This window comes from Ralstonia mojiangensis (assembly GCF_023955645.1).
Taxonomy (GTDB): Bacteria; Pseudomonadota; Gammaproteobacteria; order Burkholderiales; family Burkholderiaceae; genus Ralstonia; species Ralstonia mojiangensis.
In genome coordinates this window covers 877,147-892,114 of record NZ_JAMXHU010000001.1, presented here as the reverse complement: position 1 = coordinate 892,114, position 14,968 = coordinate 877,147, and the positions used below count along the sequence as shown (strand labels likewise).

The window sequence follows — 14,968 nt, the reverse complement described above, 5'->3', positions numbered from 1 at the left end:
AAAACGCAGGCGTTACGCACGCCGCCCAACCGATACCAACCCGTGCACCCCACCGAGGTTTTGTTCCAGGACGACGCCCTGCCGGCCCAATTGCCGGTTTGCGACCACTACGCGGGCGCAGAAAAACTGATGCGCAAGTCGCTCGCCCTGCAACAAGCCCTTGGGCCCGTTTTCGACATCACGTTTGACTGCGAAGACGGTGCCGCCGTCGGCCAGGAACGCGCACATGCCGAACTGGCCGCCGCGCTCATCAACAGCGACGACAACCGTTTCAACCGCGTTGGCGTGCGCATCCACGATCCGAACCACGATGCGTGGACGCAAGACGTCGACATCCTTGTCGGCCTTGCCGGCCGCCGCCTCGCCTACGTGACCGTGCCCAAGGTACGTGACGTGGTGGAAGTAGCGCGCGTGACCGATCGCATCAACCAGGCCGCCAAGGTTGCGGGCATTGCGCGGCACCTGCCGATCCACGTGCTGATCGAAACGCATGGCGCCCTGGCGCAGGTGTTCGACATCGCGTCGCTGGTGCAGGTGGAGTGCCTGAGCTTTGGGCTGATGGATTTTGTCTCGGCGCACAACGGTGCGATTCCGGGTGCGGCGATGGGCTCGCCTGAACAGTTCGAGCATCCGCTGATCCGCCGCGCACTGACCGACATTTCCGCCGCGTGCCACGCGCACGGCAAGGTGCCATCGCACAACGTCAGCACCGACATCAAGCACCCGGACCGCGCCGGCGCCGATGCCGCCCGCGCCCGCAACGAGTTTGGCTATCTGCGCAAGTGGAGCATCCATCCGGACCAGATCGCGCCGATCGTTTCGGCGTTCCGCCCATCGCACGAAGAAGTGACACACGCGAGCGCCATTCTTGCGGCTGCGCAGGATGCCGCGTGGGGCCCGATCCAGCATGAAGGCCGGCTGCATGACCGCGCGAGCTATCGCTATTGGTGGGCCGTGCTGCAACGCGCGCACACCACCGGCGTGGAGATGCCGGCTGACGCCATCGCGCGCTTCTTCGCGTGACGGGCATAGAAAGGAGATTCGCCATGACAGCAAACACCCAAGCCAGCGCAGGAGCACGCTTCCGCCAGGCGCTGGTTGAAGAATCGCCACTGCAGGTGGTCGGCACCATCAACGCCAACCACGCGCTGCTGGCCAAGCGCGCCGGCTATCGCGCAATTTATCTGTCGGGCGGCGGTGTGGCTGCGGGCTCGCTGGGCTTGCCTGACCTCGGCATATCGGGCCTGGACGACGTTCTGACCGACGTCCGCCGCATCACCGATGTGTGTGACGTGCCGCTACTGGTGGACGTCGACACGGGTTTCGGCGCTTCCGCCTTCAACGTGGCGCGCACGACCAAGTCGCTCATCAAGTTTGGCGCTGCGGCCATGCACATCGAAGACCAGGTCGGCGCCAAGCGCTGCGGCCATCGACCCAACAAAGAGATCGTCTCGAAGGACGAGATGGTCGATCGCATCAAGGCGGCCGTCGACGCGCGCACCGACGCCAGCTTTGTCGTCATGGCCCGCACCGATGCGCTGGCCGTCGAGGGATTCGACCGCGCCCTTGAACGCGCCGTGGCCTGCGTGGAAGCCGGCGCCGACGCGATCTTTCCCGAGGCGATGACGGAACTGTCGATGTACCGCAAGTTTGTCGACGCGGTGAAGGTGCCGGTGCTGGCCAACATCACCGAATTTGGCCAGACGCCGCTTTTCACGCGCGATGAGCTGGCCTCCGCAGGCGTGTCGATGATCCTGTATCCGCTGTCGGCATTCCGCGCGATGAACAAGGCCGCAGAGAACGTTTACGCCGCCATTCGTCGCGATGGCACGCAACAAAATGTGGTCGACACCATGCAGACGCGCATGGAGTTGTACGACAGCATCGGTTACCACGACTACGAGGCCAAGCTGGACGCGCTGTTCGCACAGAATCGCAGTTGAGCCGGGCCAAGATCCACACCAACGCAAACAAGGAGAACGGAAGGCAAAACTGCGGGGGTAAGTTGCCCGGGAACGCCCCGAAAAACGACGCTGATGCTAGCGCGATACCCCCGTTTGGCGGAGATGTCGGGCAAGCATGTAACAGAACGTTGGGCACGGCGGGCAAATCGGTCAAAATACCGGCCGGTGTGCGAAATGCCGTGGCATTCCGTGGCCTGGCAGCCGCCTCCCCCACTCTGTCTTACCGAAGGAAACCCTATGAACAAATTCATCGTGGGCGCCTGTGCTGGCGTTCTTTCGCTGGCTGCATCGCAATATGCAACCGCCCAGGCCCCAGCCAAGCCGGCTGCAAAGAAGGCTCCGGCCAAGAAGCGTGCCGCCAAGAAAGCTGCGCCTGTTGCCGCCGTCAAGCCGGAAGGCGTCGAATGGAAGTGCGAGCTTGGCAACGACCTGTACATCAAGGGCGACATGGCGCGCGACCAGATCATTACGATGCACTGGAAAGGCAAGAACTACCAGCTGCCGCGCCAGATGACCCGCACCGGCGCCGACCGTTACTTCGACCAGAAGACCGGTATGGATCTGGTGGTGATCCCGGCCAAGGCCATGCTGTTCGACCGCAACGAAGGCCACCGACTGGCCGATGAGTGCCAGACCGCAGAAATGGCTGCGGGCGCACCGGCTCCGACGCAAGCCGGCGCCCTGCGCGCTCCGGCCGGCCTGCCGCTGATGACGCCGGACAGCCCGGCTCCAGCTCCGGCCCCCGCTCCGGGCGCAGCCCAACCGGCCCAGCAGTAACGCGATAGCGCAAGAGGCCCACAGGAACAGCCCATGTCCGCACTGGTTGCGAACTTCCGCACGAATCTGGACAAGATCATCGTCGACGATGTGACCTTGTCTGGATGCGCCGGGCTCCTCGGGCCTTTTGTGCCTGGGACCGTCCTGCCAGATGGCACGACGACGGTTCCAGGCACGCCCCTCTTCAGCCGCCAGGCAATCGAAGATCACCAAGATGCCATCGCCCGCGGCCCGCGCACCAATGTGCTGCGCACAAACATTGCCGCGTGGAAGACCAGCGTTTCACCACGAATGACCACGACGCCAAGAAGCGTCCGATCGCCCATGGCATCACCGTCCGCATCAACGGCGGCAAGACGTTCAGCGGGGTCGTGGCGAAGTACCAGACCGGTCAGAAGCCAGGCCGGTCAACGCGTTTGTCGGTTTGTACCTGATTTGATTTTGTCGATTTGATGTATCCGCAAGGGGCGCCCCGGCACCCCGCGCAATCCTCAAGCCTTGGAGTCACGCCATGCCCCACAATCTGAAAAAAACACTCAAGGAATTTAAGATCAACGGCGGCCAGACCGGCAAGTTCCACTCCCTGCCGCAACTGGGCAAGGAACTGGGCGTGGCGATCGAGCGCCTGCCAGTGTCGATCCGCATCGTGCTGGAATCCGTGCTGCGCAACTGCGACGGCAAGAAGGTGACCGAAGAACACGTTGCGCAACTGGCCAACTGGAAGCCGAACGCCGAGCGCGTCGACGAAATCCCGTTCGTGGTTGCTCGTGTGGTGCTGCAGGACTTTACCGGCGTGCCGCTGCTGGCCGATCTGGCCGCCATGCGCAACGTGGCCGAGCGCATGGGCAAGAACCCCAAGAAGATCGAGCCGCTGGTGCCGGTTGACCTGGTGGTGGATCACTCGGTGCAGGTCGATCACTTCCGCGAGAAGAAGGCGCTGGACCTGAACATGCAACTGGAATTCTCGCGTAACAACGAGCGCTACCAGTTCATGAAGTGGGGCATGCAGGCATTCGACACGTTTGGCGTGGTGCAGCCCGGCTTCGGCATCGTCCACCAGGTGAACCTGGAATACCTGGCGCGCGGCGTTCATAAGAAAGACGGCGTGTTCTACCCGGATACGCTGGTCGGCACCGACAGCCACACCACCATGATCAACGGTATTGGCGTGGTGGGCTGGGGCGTGGGCGGCATCGAGGCGGAAGCCGGCATGCTGGGCCAGCCGGTGTACTTCCTGACGCCGGACGTCGTCGGCGTTGAGCTGAAGGGCCGCCTGCGTGAAGGCTGCACCGCGACCGACCTGGTGCTCACGATCACGGAAATGCTGCGCAAGGAAAAGGTCGTCGGCAAGTTCGTCGAGTTCTTCGGCGAAGGCACGGCCAGCCTGTCGCTGCCGGACCGCGCGACCATCGGCAACATGGCTCCGGAATACGGCGCAACGATGGGCTTCTTCCCGGTTGACGAAAAGACCATCGACTACTTCAAGGGCACGGGCCGCACGCAGGAAGAAATCGCTGCGTTTGAAGGCTACTTCAAGGCGCAGAAGCTATTCGGCGTGCCGAAGGCCGGCGAAATCGACTACACCAAGACGCTGACGCTGGACCTGGGCACGGTGGCCCCGTCGCTGGCTGGTCCGAAGCGCCCGCAGGACCGCATCGAAATCGGTAACGTGAAGTCGACCTTCTCGTCGCTGTTCTCGAAGCCGGTCGCAGAAAACGGTTTTAACAAGAAGTCGGAAGACCTCGACAAGACCTTCACGACCACCAACGGCGTCGACGTGAAGAGCGGCGACGTGCTGATCGCGGCCATCACCTCGTGCACGAACACGTCCAACCCGAGCGTGCTGCTGGCGGCGGGCCTGCTGGCCAAGAAGGCCGTCGAAGCCGGCTTGGAAGTGGCTCCGCACATCAAGACGTCGCTCGCCCCGGGAAGCCGCGTGGTGACGAAGTATCTGGAAGCCGCGGGGCTGCTGCCGTACCTTGAGAAGCTAGGCTTTGGCGTGACCGCATACGGCTGCACGACCTGTATCGGCAACGCTGGCGACCTGACGCCGGAACTGAACGAAGCCATCGTGAAGAACGACATCGTTGCTGCCGCCGTGCTGTCAGGCAACCGCAACTTTGAAGCGCGTATCCACCCGAACATTCGTGCCAACTTCCTGGCCTCGCCGCCGCTGGTCGTTGCTTACGCCATCGCGGGCAACGTGACGCGCGACCTGATGACCGAGCCGGTCAGCAAAGGCAAGAACGGCAAGGACGTGTATCTGGGCGACATTTGGCCGACCTCGGACGAGATCGCCAAGCTGATGAAGTTCGCGATGAACGCCGACACGTTCCGCACGAACTACGAACAGGTCAAGAAGCCGTCCAAGCTGTGGGCCAACGTCAAGGGCACGAAGGGCCAAGTCTACGACTGGCCGAAGTCGACGTACATCGCCGAGCCGCCGTTCTTCGAAGGCTTTGGCATGACGCCGGCTGCTGCCTCGGCATCGGTCTCGGGCGCGCGCGCTCTGGGTGTGTTCGGCGACTCCGTGACGACCGACCACATCTCCCCGGCCGGTTCGATCAAGGAAACGTCGCCGGCCGGCAAGTACCTGCTGGCCAACGGCGTGCTCAAGGCCGATTTCAACAGCTATGGCTCGCGCCGCGGCAACCATGAGGTGATGATGCGCGGCACGTTCGCCAACGTGCGCATCAAGAACCTGATGATCCCGGCCAAGGCTGACGGTTCGCGCGTGGAAGGCGGCGAAACGCTGTTCCAGCCGAGCGGCGAACAAATGTCGATCTACGACGCTGCCATGAAGTACATCGCCGAAGGCACGCCGACGGTCGTGTTCGGTGGCGAAGAGTACGGCACGGGCAGCTCGCGCGACTGGGCCGCCAAGGGCACGCAGCTCCTGGGCGTGAAGGCCGTGATCGCACGCAGCTTCGAGCGTATCCACCGCTCGAACCTGGTCGGCATGGGCGTGTTGCCGCTGCAGTTCAAGGGCAGCGACTCGGCACAATCGCTGGGCATCGTGGGCGACGAGACCTTCGACATCGAAGGCCTGGACGGCGAAATCAAGCCGCAACAGGACGTCACACTGGTCATCCATCGCGCCAACGGCGAGACCACGCGTGCGCAAGTGCTGCTGCGCATCGACACCCCGATCGAAGTGGACTACTACAAGCACGGCGGCATCCTGCCGTTCGTGCTGCGTCAGCTGCTGGCGGCTTAAGCTTCACGCCATTACGCTGCATTGTTGCAGGACGGAAACCGGCTCTTCGGAGCCGGTTTTTTTATTGCCTGCCGAATCAAACAAGGTGACGATGCTCCAATCCGCGCGCAGGCTTTGATACAGTGTGCCGAATCGGCCGCGTGATGTGCTCGCCGCCCCCCGGCGGCGAAATTGCCATCCGCCCTCGCCTGACCGTTTCATTGCTGGAGTCCCGCACCCATGGCCCAAGTGGTACTAGCCTTCATCGTCGTGGCGGCTGCCGTGTTCTACATCCTGGTCAAGGCACCCCAGACCGACGCCCAGACGCCGGCCTCGGCCGCGCCCGCTGTGGCGGCTGCGCCCGTGCCCCCGCCTCCACCGCTGGCTGCCTCCGCGCCCGTTGCCGAGGCTCAGGTGGCACCAGCGAGCACGCCGGCCGCATCAGAACCCACAGCGGCTTCCGTACCTGCGGCGGCAAGCAGCGTGGCCTCGGGAGCATCGATACCCGTAGCCAAGCCTTAACGTTTTCGCCCTATTGGTTTCGCTATGGGCGTCGCGCAGCAGCGTACAAGGGTAAAATAACGCCCCTTCATTCTTCCAACGAACGGTACGGCACAGCATGGCAGGATTCCGCTCCAAGGCTCCCCAACGTCTTTCCCCCGATGCAGAACGGCTGGTGGCCGATGCGCTGGCGCTCGACGCGTCGGGCAGTCGCATCGAAGACGTCTATTGGGAACAAAGGCTGTCCGAACGTCTTTCCCGGCTGCTCAAGAACGGCAGCCAGACCGCACTCGACGCCGCGCTAGACCATCTTTTCAAACACAACGAGGAAGCTTCCGACGTGCTGGCCGAACAGGCCGAGACACTGGCCGAATCGGCCATCCTCAGCTCAGGTGGCGTCGAATATGACGCGTTGCTGATCGCAGCGCCCATCCTGGCACACACGCGCTACATGATCCCGTCGGGCACCATCAAGCCCGAGATGGCGCAGACACTACAGGTGCACCTGCAGGCCCACGTGATGGCCTCAAACGCTCGCGTGGCGCTCGCGCCGTATCTGTACAGCATCGACCAGCTGCCGCGCACGCATTCCGACACCTTTGCGCTCACGCACAAGCTGGCCGCGTATGCGCTGTCGGGCCAGCCCGCCAAGGTCGAACTGCGCGACATGCCTGAGACGGCGCCCATCCTGGCCGACCCTCGCTACCTGGTGGCGATCGTCGTCGCGCAGCACGGCCAAGCGCTGTTCCGCTGGCAGGAAGACGCCAAGGAGCACCACGCAGAGCGCTCCGCCTGCCTGGAGCAATGGCGCGAGCAAGTCACGCCGACCATCTCAACGCTGATGCCCGGCTGCGAGTTCGATCTGCTGCTGCCGGACGCCTTCTTCCTGTCCTGCCGCGAGTCCGACAAGCAGATCCGCCCGCTGACCGTCCGCGCTGCCGTCAACTACCTGCAGGGCGCGCTCGATATGCCGGCCAACCGCTTCGGCGCCATCATCGGCGCATTCGGCGAAGAGCAGATCGAGGAATACCGCGTGGCCTTCACGGTGCGCGGCGAAAAAGACCTCATTTACGGCATCGTCTGGCCTGTCTACGGCCGCGACGGCGGCGCCACGGATGTCGCTGCAGAAGGCGAACCGGGCAGCCCGCTGGAGCAGATCTGCGACGAGTTGCGCGCCTGCGGCATCGAAGACATCTTCCGCCACGGCCAGCTCTTCGAACCGGAGTACTGCGAAGACTGCGGCGCCCCGCTCTATGCAGACCGCGCGGCAGAAATCGTCCACGCAGAAATGCCGGAAGACGCGCCGACACAGCAGCCGCTGTTCCACTAATGCACGCTGCGCAGCATCAAAGCCACCTTCGGGTGGCTTTTTTATTGCTCCACAATCGCCTACAACAAGCGTTCATATGGATTGTTGGTTTGCGTCGCACGTGCCCGACCGGGCTGCGGCACAATGACGGTCTTCCGCCACATGGCATCACCGCCCGAACCCCAGGAGCCCCCCGATGACAACCCGTCCCCTCTTGTGTGTTCCCATCCGCGCCTTGATCCGCAACCTCGCCGCATGCGCGTTGGCTGCGGCTGCCGTAGTGCCGTTCGCCGCGCAAGCCGACGACCTGCGTATCGGCCTGTCTGCTGATGTCACGTCGATGGACCCGCAATGGAACAACGCCGGCCCCAACAACGCCATGGCGTTGCACATCTTCGAATCGCTGGTCTTTCTCGACAAGAACGGCCGCTACACACCCGGCTTGGCAACCTCGTGGAAACCTGTCGACGCCAACACGTGGGAGATCAAGCTCCGCCCCAACGTGAAATGGAGTGATGGCACGCCATTCACCGGCGAAGACGTGAAGGCATCGATCGAGCGTCCGGCACGCCTGACCAACAGCCCTGGCCCCTTCACGAGCTACACCAAGTCGATTACTGACGTACAGATCGTCGATCCGCTCACGGTGCGACTGAAGTTGTCGACGCCCAATTACGCGAGCATCCCGAACGATCTGAACAGCCTTCCCATCATCCCGAAGAAAGTGGCCAACGCGGCGCAGGCGGACTTTGACGCGGGCCGCGCAATGATCGGCACGGGGCCGTTCCTGTTCGACCATTTCACGCGCGGGCAGGAAATCGTGTTGAAGAAGAACCCGCACTATTGGGGCCGCGTGCCGCAGTGGGACAAGGTGACGTTCAAGATCATCACCGACAATGCGGCGCGCACAGCCGCTCTGCTCTCGGGCGATGTGGATGTCGTCGAGGCCGTGCCAGCCGCGGACGTGCCGCGCATCAAGCAGGACCCGAAGTTCCACCTCGAACAGCAGGTGTCGTGGCGCACGATTTTCTGGCAGATGGACCAGAGCCGCGATGTGTCGCCGTTCGTGACCGACAAGTCTGGCAAGCCGCTGGCCAAGAACCCGCTCAAGGACCATCGCGTGCGTGAGGCCATCGCGCTGGCCATCAACCGTGACGCCATCGTCAGCCGCGTGCTTGAGGGCCAGGGCGTGGTGGCATCGAGCATCGTGTCGCCGCAGATCTTCGGGCATCCGGGCGGCAAGCCGATTGCATATGACCCGGCCCGCGCGAAGAAACTGCTTGCCGAGGCGGGCTATCCGGACGGCTTCGGACTCACGCTGCACGCCACCAACAACCGCTATCTGAATGATGCGCAGGTCGCGCAAACCACCGCACAGCTGCTCACGCGCATCGGCATTCAGACGAAGGTGGAAACGCTGCCGGTGGCGGCGTATTTCTCACGCGCGCGTCAGGGCGAGTTCTCGTTCATGATGCTCGGCTGGGGCTCGGTGGCCGCCGATGTGGCGCTGCGCAGCATTCTCGGCACGCCCAACGCGCAAACCGGGTACGGCTCGTGGAACTGGGGCCGCTACAGCAACCCGGAGCTGGACAAACTGGTGCAGACGTCGCTATCGACGGTCTCGAGCGAACAAGCACACGAGCAGGCCGCCAAGACTGCAGCGCGCTTTGCACAGACCGATTACGCGATCATCCCGTCGCATCACCAACTGGCCACGTGGGCCATGCGCAAGGGCATCCGCTACGAGGCGCGCACCGACGAATGGTCGCTCGCGTGGTTGTTCACCAAGCAATGATGATCACTTGGTAACCAACACCTTGCCGTAACGCGCTGTTACAGCAAATCCGCCGGAAGTGCCGCGTTGGGGACGCATTGGGGTAACTAGCAGGAACTTTCATCCTTGGCTTTCCTCTATCATGGCGATTTCCACGCCGACACCCTGTAACACTCGTGATGTTGCGACCCAAACTACTCTGTCTCGGCGTCGTCGCTTTGCTGGCCGCCTGCTCCAACCTGCAGACTGAACCGACCGATGCGTCGGCCCAGGCCACCAAAGCCACGCCGAGTACCCCGGCCGCGTCAGCCAAGCCGGCCACTCAGCCCGTCCCGACCGCGCCGCCCATCGTCTTCGACTCGACCGACAGCAGCGGCACAACGACGGTCAATCTGCCCTCCAAGGACAAGATGAGCTTGTCCGAATACCGCGCACAAACCCGTGACCGCCTGATTCAATCGGAAGGTGCCCGCCCCGACGTGGCGGACTGCGCCGCGCATGCGAGCTGGATCATCCCGCGCTCGACCAATTTCGACCAGTTCCGCCTGCCGACGGGCGCGCTTTCCAGCGACCAAGCCAAGGTTGAGCCGTGGGACTCCCGCTTCTCGTCCAGCAAGCAAGGCGCGATCAAGGTGTCGAGCGTGGTCAGCTTCAATGCCGCCGTGCACAAGCGCGGCACGGGCAATGACCAATGGGAGCCCGTGCGCGTGCGCTGCGGGTATGACGAAGGGATGATGCTGGCGTATGAGTTGCTCGACGCCAATGGCCAGCCGTTCGCTGCACCGGCCGCTGCGCCCTCGTCGTCGACAGCACGCACGCACTGCCGCCGCGGCCATCGCTGTACGACCAGTGCGGCTGCACACGGCAAGAGCACTGCCAAGGGCAAGGCCTCGACAAAAGCGACGGCCAAGTCTGCCAAGAGCAGCGGCACGGCCAAGACAAAGTCGACCACGGCAAGCAAATCCACCGCCAAGTCGACAGCCAAGAAGACGACGAAGAAGTCGTCCTCCAACTAAGCGCAACGCGCCGCCCACATAGGCGGCGCGGCGCTTATCTTCAGCCGAGATACTCCAGGATCGCCTGCAGCATGGCCGCGCCCAACGCGGCGCTGCGGGCGCCATCCCAGCCCACGCGTGCGTCGGGCAGGTTGGCGTTGTCCTTGAACGGCATTTCCAGCGTCAGCGACAAACACCCGTAGGTATGGCCGATGTACTTGGAAGCGAGCTTCAGCGCGTCTTCGTTGTACTTGCTAGCCTCGTAGCCGTACCGCGTCTGAAAATCCGGTGATGCACGCAGGAAGGCCGCGACAAAGCGGTCCTGATCAGCACGCTGCGCATCGGTAAAACCCGGCAGCATTTCACTGCCCGCCACGAACACATAGGGCAGCGCCTCGTCGCCGTGGATGTCGAAGAACAGGTCGACGCCGGTCTGCTCGATGGCCTGACGCACCGCCAGAACTTCGGGACTCCGCTGGGCGTCAGGCTCCATCCACTCGCGGTTCAGGTTGGCGCCGGCCGCATTGGTGCGCAGGTTGCCCAGCGACGAGCCGTCCGGGTTCATGTTCGGCACGATATGGAAGACGGCGCGCTCTGCAAGCACACGGCCGATGGGATCGCCGCTCCAGACACCTTGGCGCGTCAGACGTGCGAGCAGGCCTTCAACGAACCACTCAGCCATCGTCTCGCCCGGGTGCTGCCGCGCGATGATCCACACGTTCTTCTTGCCGCGGCCCGGTTCGCCGACGGTGATGCTCGTCATGTCGCGGCCCCGGACCGTTTGCCCCAAGCGTTGCGTGCGCACGCCCGGCTGCGTTTGCGCAGCGGCCACGAGCGAGAGGTGGCGCTCATCCGAGTACGGCTCGAAGTATGCAAACCAGATGCTGTCATGCTCCGGCGTCACCTCGATGGTCATCGTCTTGCCGTCATAGCGTGTCGGCACGCGAAACCAGTGCTCGCGGTCGTACGAGGCGACGGCGCGGTAGTCTTTCCAGCCGGCGGCGTAGGTGCATTCACCGGCGTTTTCCAGCGCGAGCCGGCAGGCTTGGCCCTGCACGCCTTGCAGCCGGAAGTGGAACCACTGCGTGAAGTCTGCATGCGAATCGCGGCGAATACGCAGGCGAATGGCATCGGCCCGTGCGGCATCGACAATTTCGATGGCGCCGCTGTCGAATGCGCTGGAGATGTGCGGTTGAGTGGCTGTCATGTCGGATCCTGTCATCAGGTGAGCTTGCGGCGGAAGACCCAGCGCTCGTCGTCGGAATCGGCAGCAGCAAAGGCATAGCCGTCGACATCGAACGCCTTGAGCTTGCGCGGATCGGTGATGCGGTGCTCGATCGCATAACGCGCCATCAGACCACGCGCACGCTTCGCGTAGAACGAGATGATCTTGTACTGCCCGTTCTTCCAGTCTTCAAAAACCGGTGTGACGATGCGCGCCTTGAGCACTTTGGGCCGCACCACCTTGAAATACTCTTCCGAGGCAAGATTGACGAGCACGGGGTCGTCTTCCTGCTTGAAGAGCTTGTTGAGCGCGAGCGTTACGTCGTCGCCCCAGAAAGCGTAGAGGTCTTTGCCACGCGGATTGGCCAGACGCGTGCCCATTTCGAGGCGATACGGCTGCATCCAGTCGAGCGGGCGCAGCACGCCGTACAGCCCCGACAAAATCCGCAGATGCTTCTGCGCGAACTGCAGATCGTCGGCCGCCAGCGAATTGGCGTCGAGCCCGCCGTAGACATCACCGTCGAAGGCCAGCGCGGCCTGCTTGCTGTTCTCGACACTGAATTCGGGCGACCAATCAGCATAGCGCGTGGCATTAAGCGCAGCCAGCGGGTCGGAGATGTGCATGAGCGTGCCGATCTGGGCCGGCGACAGCTTGCGAAGCACTTCAATGAGTTCTGCTGAGCGCGCGATGAAATCGGGCAGCGTGTGGGTCTTGGTGCGCGGCGGGGTGTCGTAGTCGAGCGACTTGGCCGGCGAGAGGACGATGATCATGTCAGAATCGCGGTTCACAAGTCTGGAATTGTATCGAATGGCAGACGCTGCCGCCCTCACCCACTCCACCCAGGCTCCGGCCCCGCGCGTGGTGCTGGACTCCAACATCTGGGTCGACATCCTGATCTTCGACGATGCGGTTGCGCGCCCCATCCGCGCTGCGCTGGAAGCTGGCCGGCTGGACGCCATCATCAGCCCGGCATGTCGCGAAGAGCTTCGCCGCGTGCTGGATTACCCGCAATTCGCGCATTACGCCGTCGACGCGCAAGCCGCTCTGGCGTGGGTCGATCGCGTGACCCGCTCCGTCGCCGATCCTGAAGATGCGGCCCGCGTGCAAGGCGAAGCGTTCGTTCCGCGCTGCAAGGATCGCGACGACCAGAAGTTCCTCGCGCTGGCCGATGCCGCCGACGTTGCCTATCTCGTTTCCAAGGACCGCGCCGTGCTCAAGCTCAAGCGCCGCATGGCCAAGTATTGCGACGTGGCGGTGCTGCCGCCCAAGCAGTTCGTCGCAGCCGTCCAGTTGGAAAGCGCTCCCCTCGCTGAAGCCCAAAATCAAGCCTGAAGCCGTATTGCCATGACCACTGTTGAATCGCTCGCGCCCATCGCCCCGCCGCCGTCGCGGCTGCCGAATGTCGGCACCACCATCTTCACCGTGATGTCGGCGCTGGCCGTGGAAAAGCAGGCCGTCAACCTGGGCCAGGGCTTCCCGGATTTCGATTGCGACCCGCGCATCGTCGATGCGGTATCCGACGCCATGCGCGCGGGCTTCAACCAATACCCGCCGATGACGGGCGTACCCGCACTGCGCCAAGCCATCGCCGCGAAGGTCGCCAATCTGTACGGCCACGCTTACGACGCCGATCGCGAGATCACCGTCACCGCCGGCGCCACGCAGGCGCTGCTGACGACGGTGCTGTGCTGCGTGCATCCGGGCGATGAAGTCATCGTCTTCGAGCCAACGTACGACAGCTACATCCCGTCGATTGAACTGGCGGGCGGCAAGGTCGTGCCGATCACGCTGAACGCGCCGGATTTTCGCATCCCGTTCGACACGCTCGCCGCAGCCATCACGCCGCGCACGCGCCTGATCATGCTCAACACACCGCATAACCCGACTGGCACGGTCTGGCATGCGGACGACATGCAGAAGCTGGCCGAGATCCTGGCACCCACCAACGTGCTGCTGCTCTCAGACGAGGTGTACGAGCACATGGTGTACGACGGCGTGCAGCATGCGTCCGTCGCGCGCATTCCGGAGCTGGCGCGGCGCGCCTTCGTGGTGTCGAGCTTCGGCAAGACGTATCACGTAACGGGCTGGAAAGTCGGCTATGTGGCCGCGCCCGCCGCACTCATGGCGGAGTTCCGCAAGGTGCACCAGTTCAACGTGTTCACCGTCAACACGCCAATGCAGCACGGCCTGGCGAACTACATGGCGGATCCGCGCCCGTACCTGGAGCTGCCGGCGTTCTACCAGCACAAGCGCGACCTGTTCCGCGCGGGGCTCGAGAAGACCCGCTTCAAGCTGCTGCCCTGCCAGGGCACGTACTTCCAGTGCGTCGACTACAGCGCCATCTCCGATCTGCCCGAAGCCGAGTTCGCCAAGTGGCTCACCAGCGAGATTGGCGTGGCGGCGATTCCCGTGTCGGCCTTCTACTCGCAGCCGCACGAATCGGGCGTGGTGCGCTTTTGCTTCGCCAAGAAAGACGAAACGCTCCAAGTTGCCCTGGAGCGTTTGTCGAAGGTGTAAGAAAGTAAGGCAGGAGCCGATCAGCGCTTGCTGGCGTAGTGCGCCAGCATCTGCTCCAGATTGGCCTTGCTGTCTGCCCGCACTTTCTGCACGTTGGGGTTCTCGGCCATCTGGGCCAGGTAGGGCTTGACGCCCTCGACCTGCGCCAGCAGGTCTTCACCGTAGATGATCTTGGTGGCCTGGCTGACTAGCGGGAAATGCACGATGGCCGCGCAGTCCGCAATGGTGAACGTGTCACCCGCCACGTAGGGCGCGAACTTGAACAGCTTGGCCGCCGCCGGGATGTTCTTCTGCAGTTGTTCGCGCACCTTCACCTTCAGGTTGTCGCTGATCTTGCCGCCGAAGAACGCTTCGGGAAACAGCTGGCGCGCGACCAGTTCCAGGTGCAGCTCCAGAAACGTCACGATCTCCCGCACCTTGGCCGCTTTGAACGGATCGGCTGGAATCAGCGGATGTTGCGGGTAGCGCGCTTCCAGATAATCGATGATGACCTGCGATTCGCACATCCCACCATCCTCGCCCACCAGATACGGCACCTTGTGCAGCGGCGAAACCTCGCCGTCGGTCTGGTCCGGCCAGCGCAGCGATTCCTCAAACGCAATCTCCTTCTCCATCAGCGCGAGCTTGACCTTGTTGTAGTAGTTGCTCGCAGAAAAACCGTATAGCGTCAGCATGAAGCCGTCTCCTTGGTAATTTGGCCGTCCGTTATG

At 63.3% G+C, this 14,968-nt stretch carries 14 protein-coding genes; 11 read left to right on the top strand and 3 right to left on the bottom strand.

Translation table 11 applies throughout. The features are described from left to right. Positions 1–42: 42 nt before the first annotated feature. From NG898_RS04255 to NG898_RS04215, 9 genes are all read left to right on the top strand, one after another. On the top strand, positions 43–1,023 hold the full coding sequence (locus NG898_RS04255) for an HpcH/HpaI aldolase/citrate lyase family protein (RefSeq protein WP_252691210.1): 981 nt from the start codon (positions 43–45) through the stop codon (positions 1,021–1,023). Between the two features lie 23 nt (positions 1,024–1,046). After that, positions 1,047–1,943 carry a methylisocitrate lyase gene (gene prpB / locus NG898_RS04250; RefSeq protein ID WP_045206235.1) on the top strand — a complete coding sequence of 299 codons (897 nt, stop codon included), beginning with the start codon at positions 1,047–1,049 and terminating at the stop codon, positions 1,941–1,943. A 258-nt stretch (positions 1,944–2,201) separates the two neighbouring features. Next, a complete protein-coding gene (locus NG898_RS04245) occupies positions 2,202–2,741 on the top strand; it encodes a hypothetical protein (RefSeq protein ID WP_252691209.1) in 540 nt (179 codons plus the stop codon). 266 nt (positions 2,742–3,007) lie between these two features. Then, the gene (locus NG898_RS04240; RefSeq protein ID WP_252691208.1) at positions 3,008–3,175 is read left to right on the top strand and encodes a hypothetical protein; all 168 of its coding nucleotides are present in this window, start codon (positions 3,008–3,010) and stop codon (positions 3,173–3,175) included. Between the two features lie 77 nt (positions 3,176–3,252). Further along, the gene (gene acnA, locus NG898_RS04235) at positions 3,253–5,958 is read left to right on the top strand and encodes an aconitate hydratase AcnA (protein WP_252691207.1); all 2,706 of its coding nucleotides are present in this window, start codon (positions 3,253–3,255) and stop codon (positions 5,956–5,958) included. Between the two features lie 219 nt (positions 5,959–6,177). Continuing rightward, positions 6,178–6,459 carry a hypothetical protein gene (locus NG898_RS04230; RefSeq protein WP_092969640.1) on the top strand — a complete coding sequence of 94 codons (282 nt, stop codon included), beginning with the start codon at positions 6,178–6,180 and terminating at the stop codon, positions 6,457–6,459. 97 nt (positions 6,460–6,556) lie between these two features. Further along, positions 6,557–7,768 carry a DUF2863 family protein gene (locus NG898_RS04225; protein ID WP_252691206.1) on the top strand — a complete coding sequence of 404 codons (1,212 nt, stop codon included), beginning with the start codon at positions 6,557–6,559 and terminating at the stop codon, positions 7,766–7,768. Between the two features lie 175 nt (positions 7,769–7,943). Beyond that, a complete protein-coding gene (locus NG898_RS04220) occupies positions 7,944–9,542 on the top strand; it encodes an ABC transporter substrate-binding protein (RefSeq protein WP_252691205.1) in 1,599 nt (532 codons plus the stop codon). A gap of 158 nt (positions 9,543–9,700) precedes the next feature. Next, positions 9,701–10,537, top strand: coding sequence for a BspC domain-containing protein (locus NG898_RS04215; protein WP_252691204.1), 837 nt, complete (start codon positions 9,701–9,703; stop codon positions 10,535–10,537). A 40-nt stretch (positions 10,538–10,577) separates the two neighbouring features. Here NG898_RS04215 and NG898_RS04210 read toward each other — a convergent pair whose 3' ends face one another. Together NG898_RS04210 and yaaA are read right to left on the bottom strand one after the other, a co-directional pair. Next, positions 10,578–11,723 (bottom strand): M14 family metallopeptidase, encoded by a 1,146-nt coding sequence (locus tag NG898_RS04210; RefSeq protein ID WP_252691203.1) that lies wholly within the window; start codon positions 11,721–11,723, stop codon positions 10,578–10,580. 14 nt (positions 11,724–11,737) lie between these two features. Beyond that, positions 11,738–12,511 (bottom strand): peroxide stress protein YaaA, encoded by a 774-nt coding sequence (yaaA, locus tag NG898_RS04205; protein WP_252691202.1) that lies wholly within the window; start codon positions 12,509–12,511, stop codon positions 11,738–11,740. A 37-nt stretch (positions 12,512–12,548) separates the two neighbouring features. Here yaaA and NG898_RS04200 point away from each other — a divergent pair, with 37 nt between their 5' ends. Then, positions 12,549–13,073, top strand: coding sequence for a putative toxin-antitoxin system toxin component, PIN family (locus NG898_RS04200; RefSeq protein WP_252691201.1), 525 nt, complete (start codon positions 12,549–12,551; stop codon positions 13,071–13,073). A gap of 12 nt (positions 13,074–13,085) precedes the next feature. Further along, the gene (locus NG898_RS04195) at positions 13,086–14,258 is read left to right on the top strand and encodes a pyridoxal phosphate-dependent aminotransferase (RefSeq protein ID WP_252691200.1); all 1,173 of its coding nucleotides are present in this window, start codon (positions 13,086–13,088) and stop codon (positions 14,256–14,258) included. A 20-nt stretch (positions 14,259–14,278) separates the two neighbouring features. Here NG898_RS04195 and NG898_RS04190 read toward each other — a convergent pair whose 3' ends face one another. Beyond that, the gene (locus tag NG898_RS04190) at positions 14,279–14,932 is read right to left on the bottom strand and encodes a glutathione S-transferase (protein ID WP_252691199.1); all 654 of its coding nucleotides are present in this window, start codon (positions 14,930–14,932) and stop codon (positions 14,279–14,281) included. Positions 14,933–14,968 lie beyond the last annotated feature (36 nt).

Excerpts from the sequence above, each read along its gene's own strand:
- yaaA (WP_252691202.1), bottom strand. The coding sequence starts at position 12,511 with ATGATCATCGTCCTCTCGCCGGCCAAGTCGCTCGACTACGACACCCCG.
- NG898_RS04215 (WP_252691204.1), top strand. The coding sequence starts at position 9,701 with ATGTTGCGACCCAAACTACTCTGTCTCGGCGTCGTCGCTTTGCTGGCC.
- NG898_RS04210 (WP_252691203.1), bottom strand. The coding sequence starts at position 11,723 with ATGACAGCCACTCAACCGCACATCTCCAGCGCATTCGACAGCGGCGCC.
- acnA (WP_252691207.1), top strand. The coding sequence starts at position 3,253 with ATGCCCCACAATCTGAAAAAAACACTCAAGGAATTTAAGATCAACGGC.
- NG898_RS04190 (WP_252691199.1), bottom strand. The coding sequence starts at position 14,932 with ATGCTGACGCTATACGGTTTTTCTGCGAGCAACTACTACAACAAGGTC.
- NG898_RS04225 (WP_252691206.1), top strand. The coding sequence starts at position 6,557 with ATGGCAGGATTCCGCTCCAAGGCTCCCCAACGTCTTTCCCCCGATGCA.
- NG898_RS04220 (WP_252691205.1), top strand. The coding sequence starts at position 7,944 with ATGACAACCCGTCCCCTCTTGTGTGTTCCCATCCGCGCCTTGATCCGC.
- NG898_RS04195 (WP_252691200.1), top strand. The coding sequence starts at position 13,086 with ATGACCACTGTTGAATCGCTCGCGCCCATCGCCCCGCCGCCGTCGCGG.
- NG898_RS04200 (WP_252691201.1), top strand. The coding sequence starts at position 12,549 with ATGGCAGACGCTGCCGCCCTCACCCACTCCACCCAGGCTCCGGCCCCG.
- prpB (WP_045206235.1), top strand. The coding sequence starts at position 1,047 with ATGACAGCAAACACCCAAGCCAGCGCAGGAGCACGCTTCCGCCAGGCG.
- NG898_RS04245 (WP_252691209.1), top strand. The coding sequence starts at position 2,202 with ATGAACAAATTCATCGTGGGCGCCTGTGCTGGCGTTCTTTCGCTGGCT.
- NG898_RS04230 (WP_092969640.1), top strand. The coding sequence starts at position 6,178 with ATGGCCCAAGTGGTACTAGCCTTCATCGTCGTGGCGGCTGCCGTGTTC.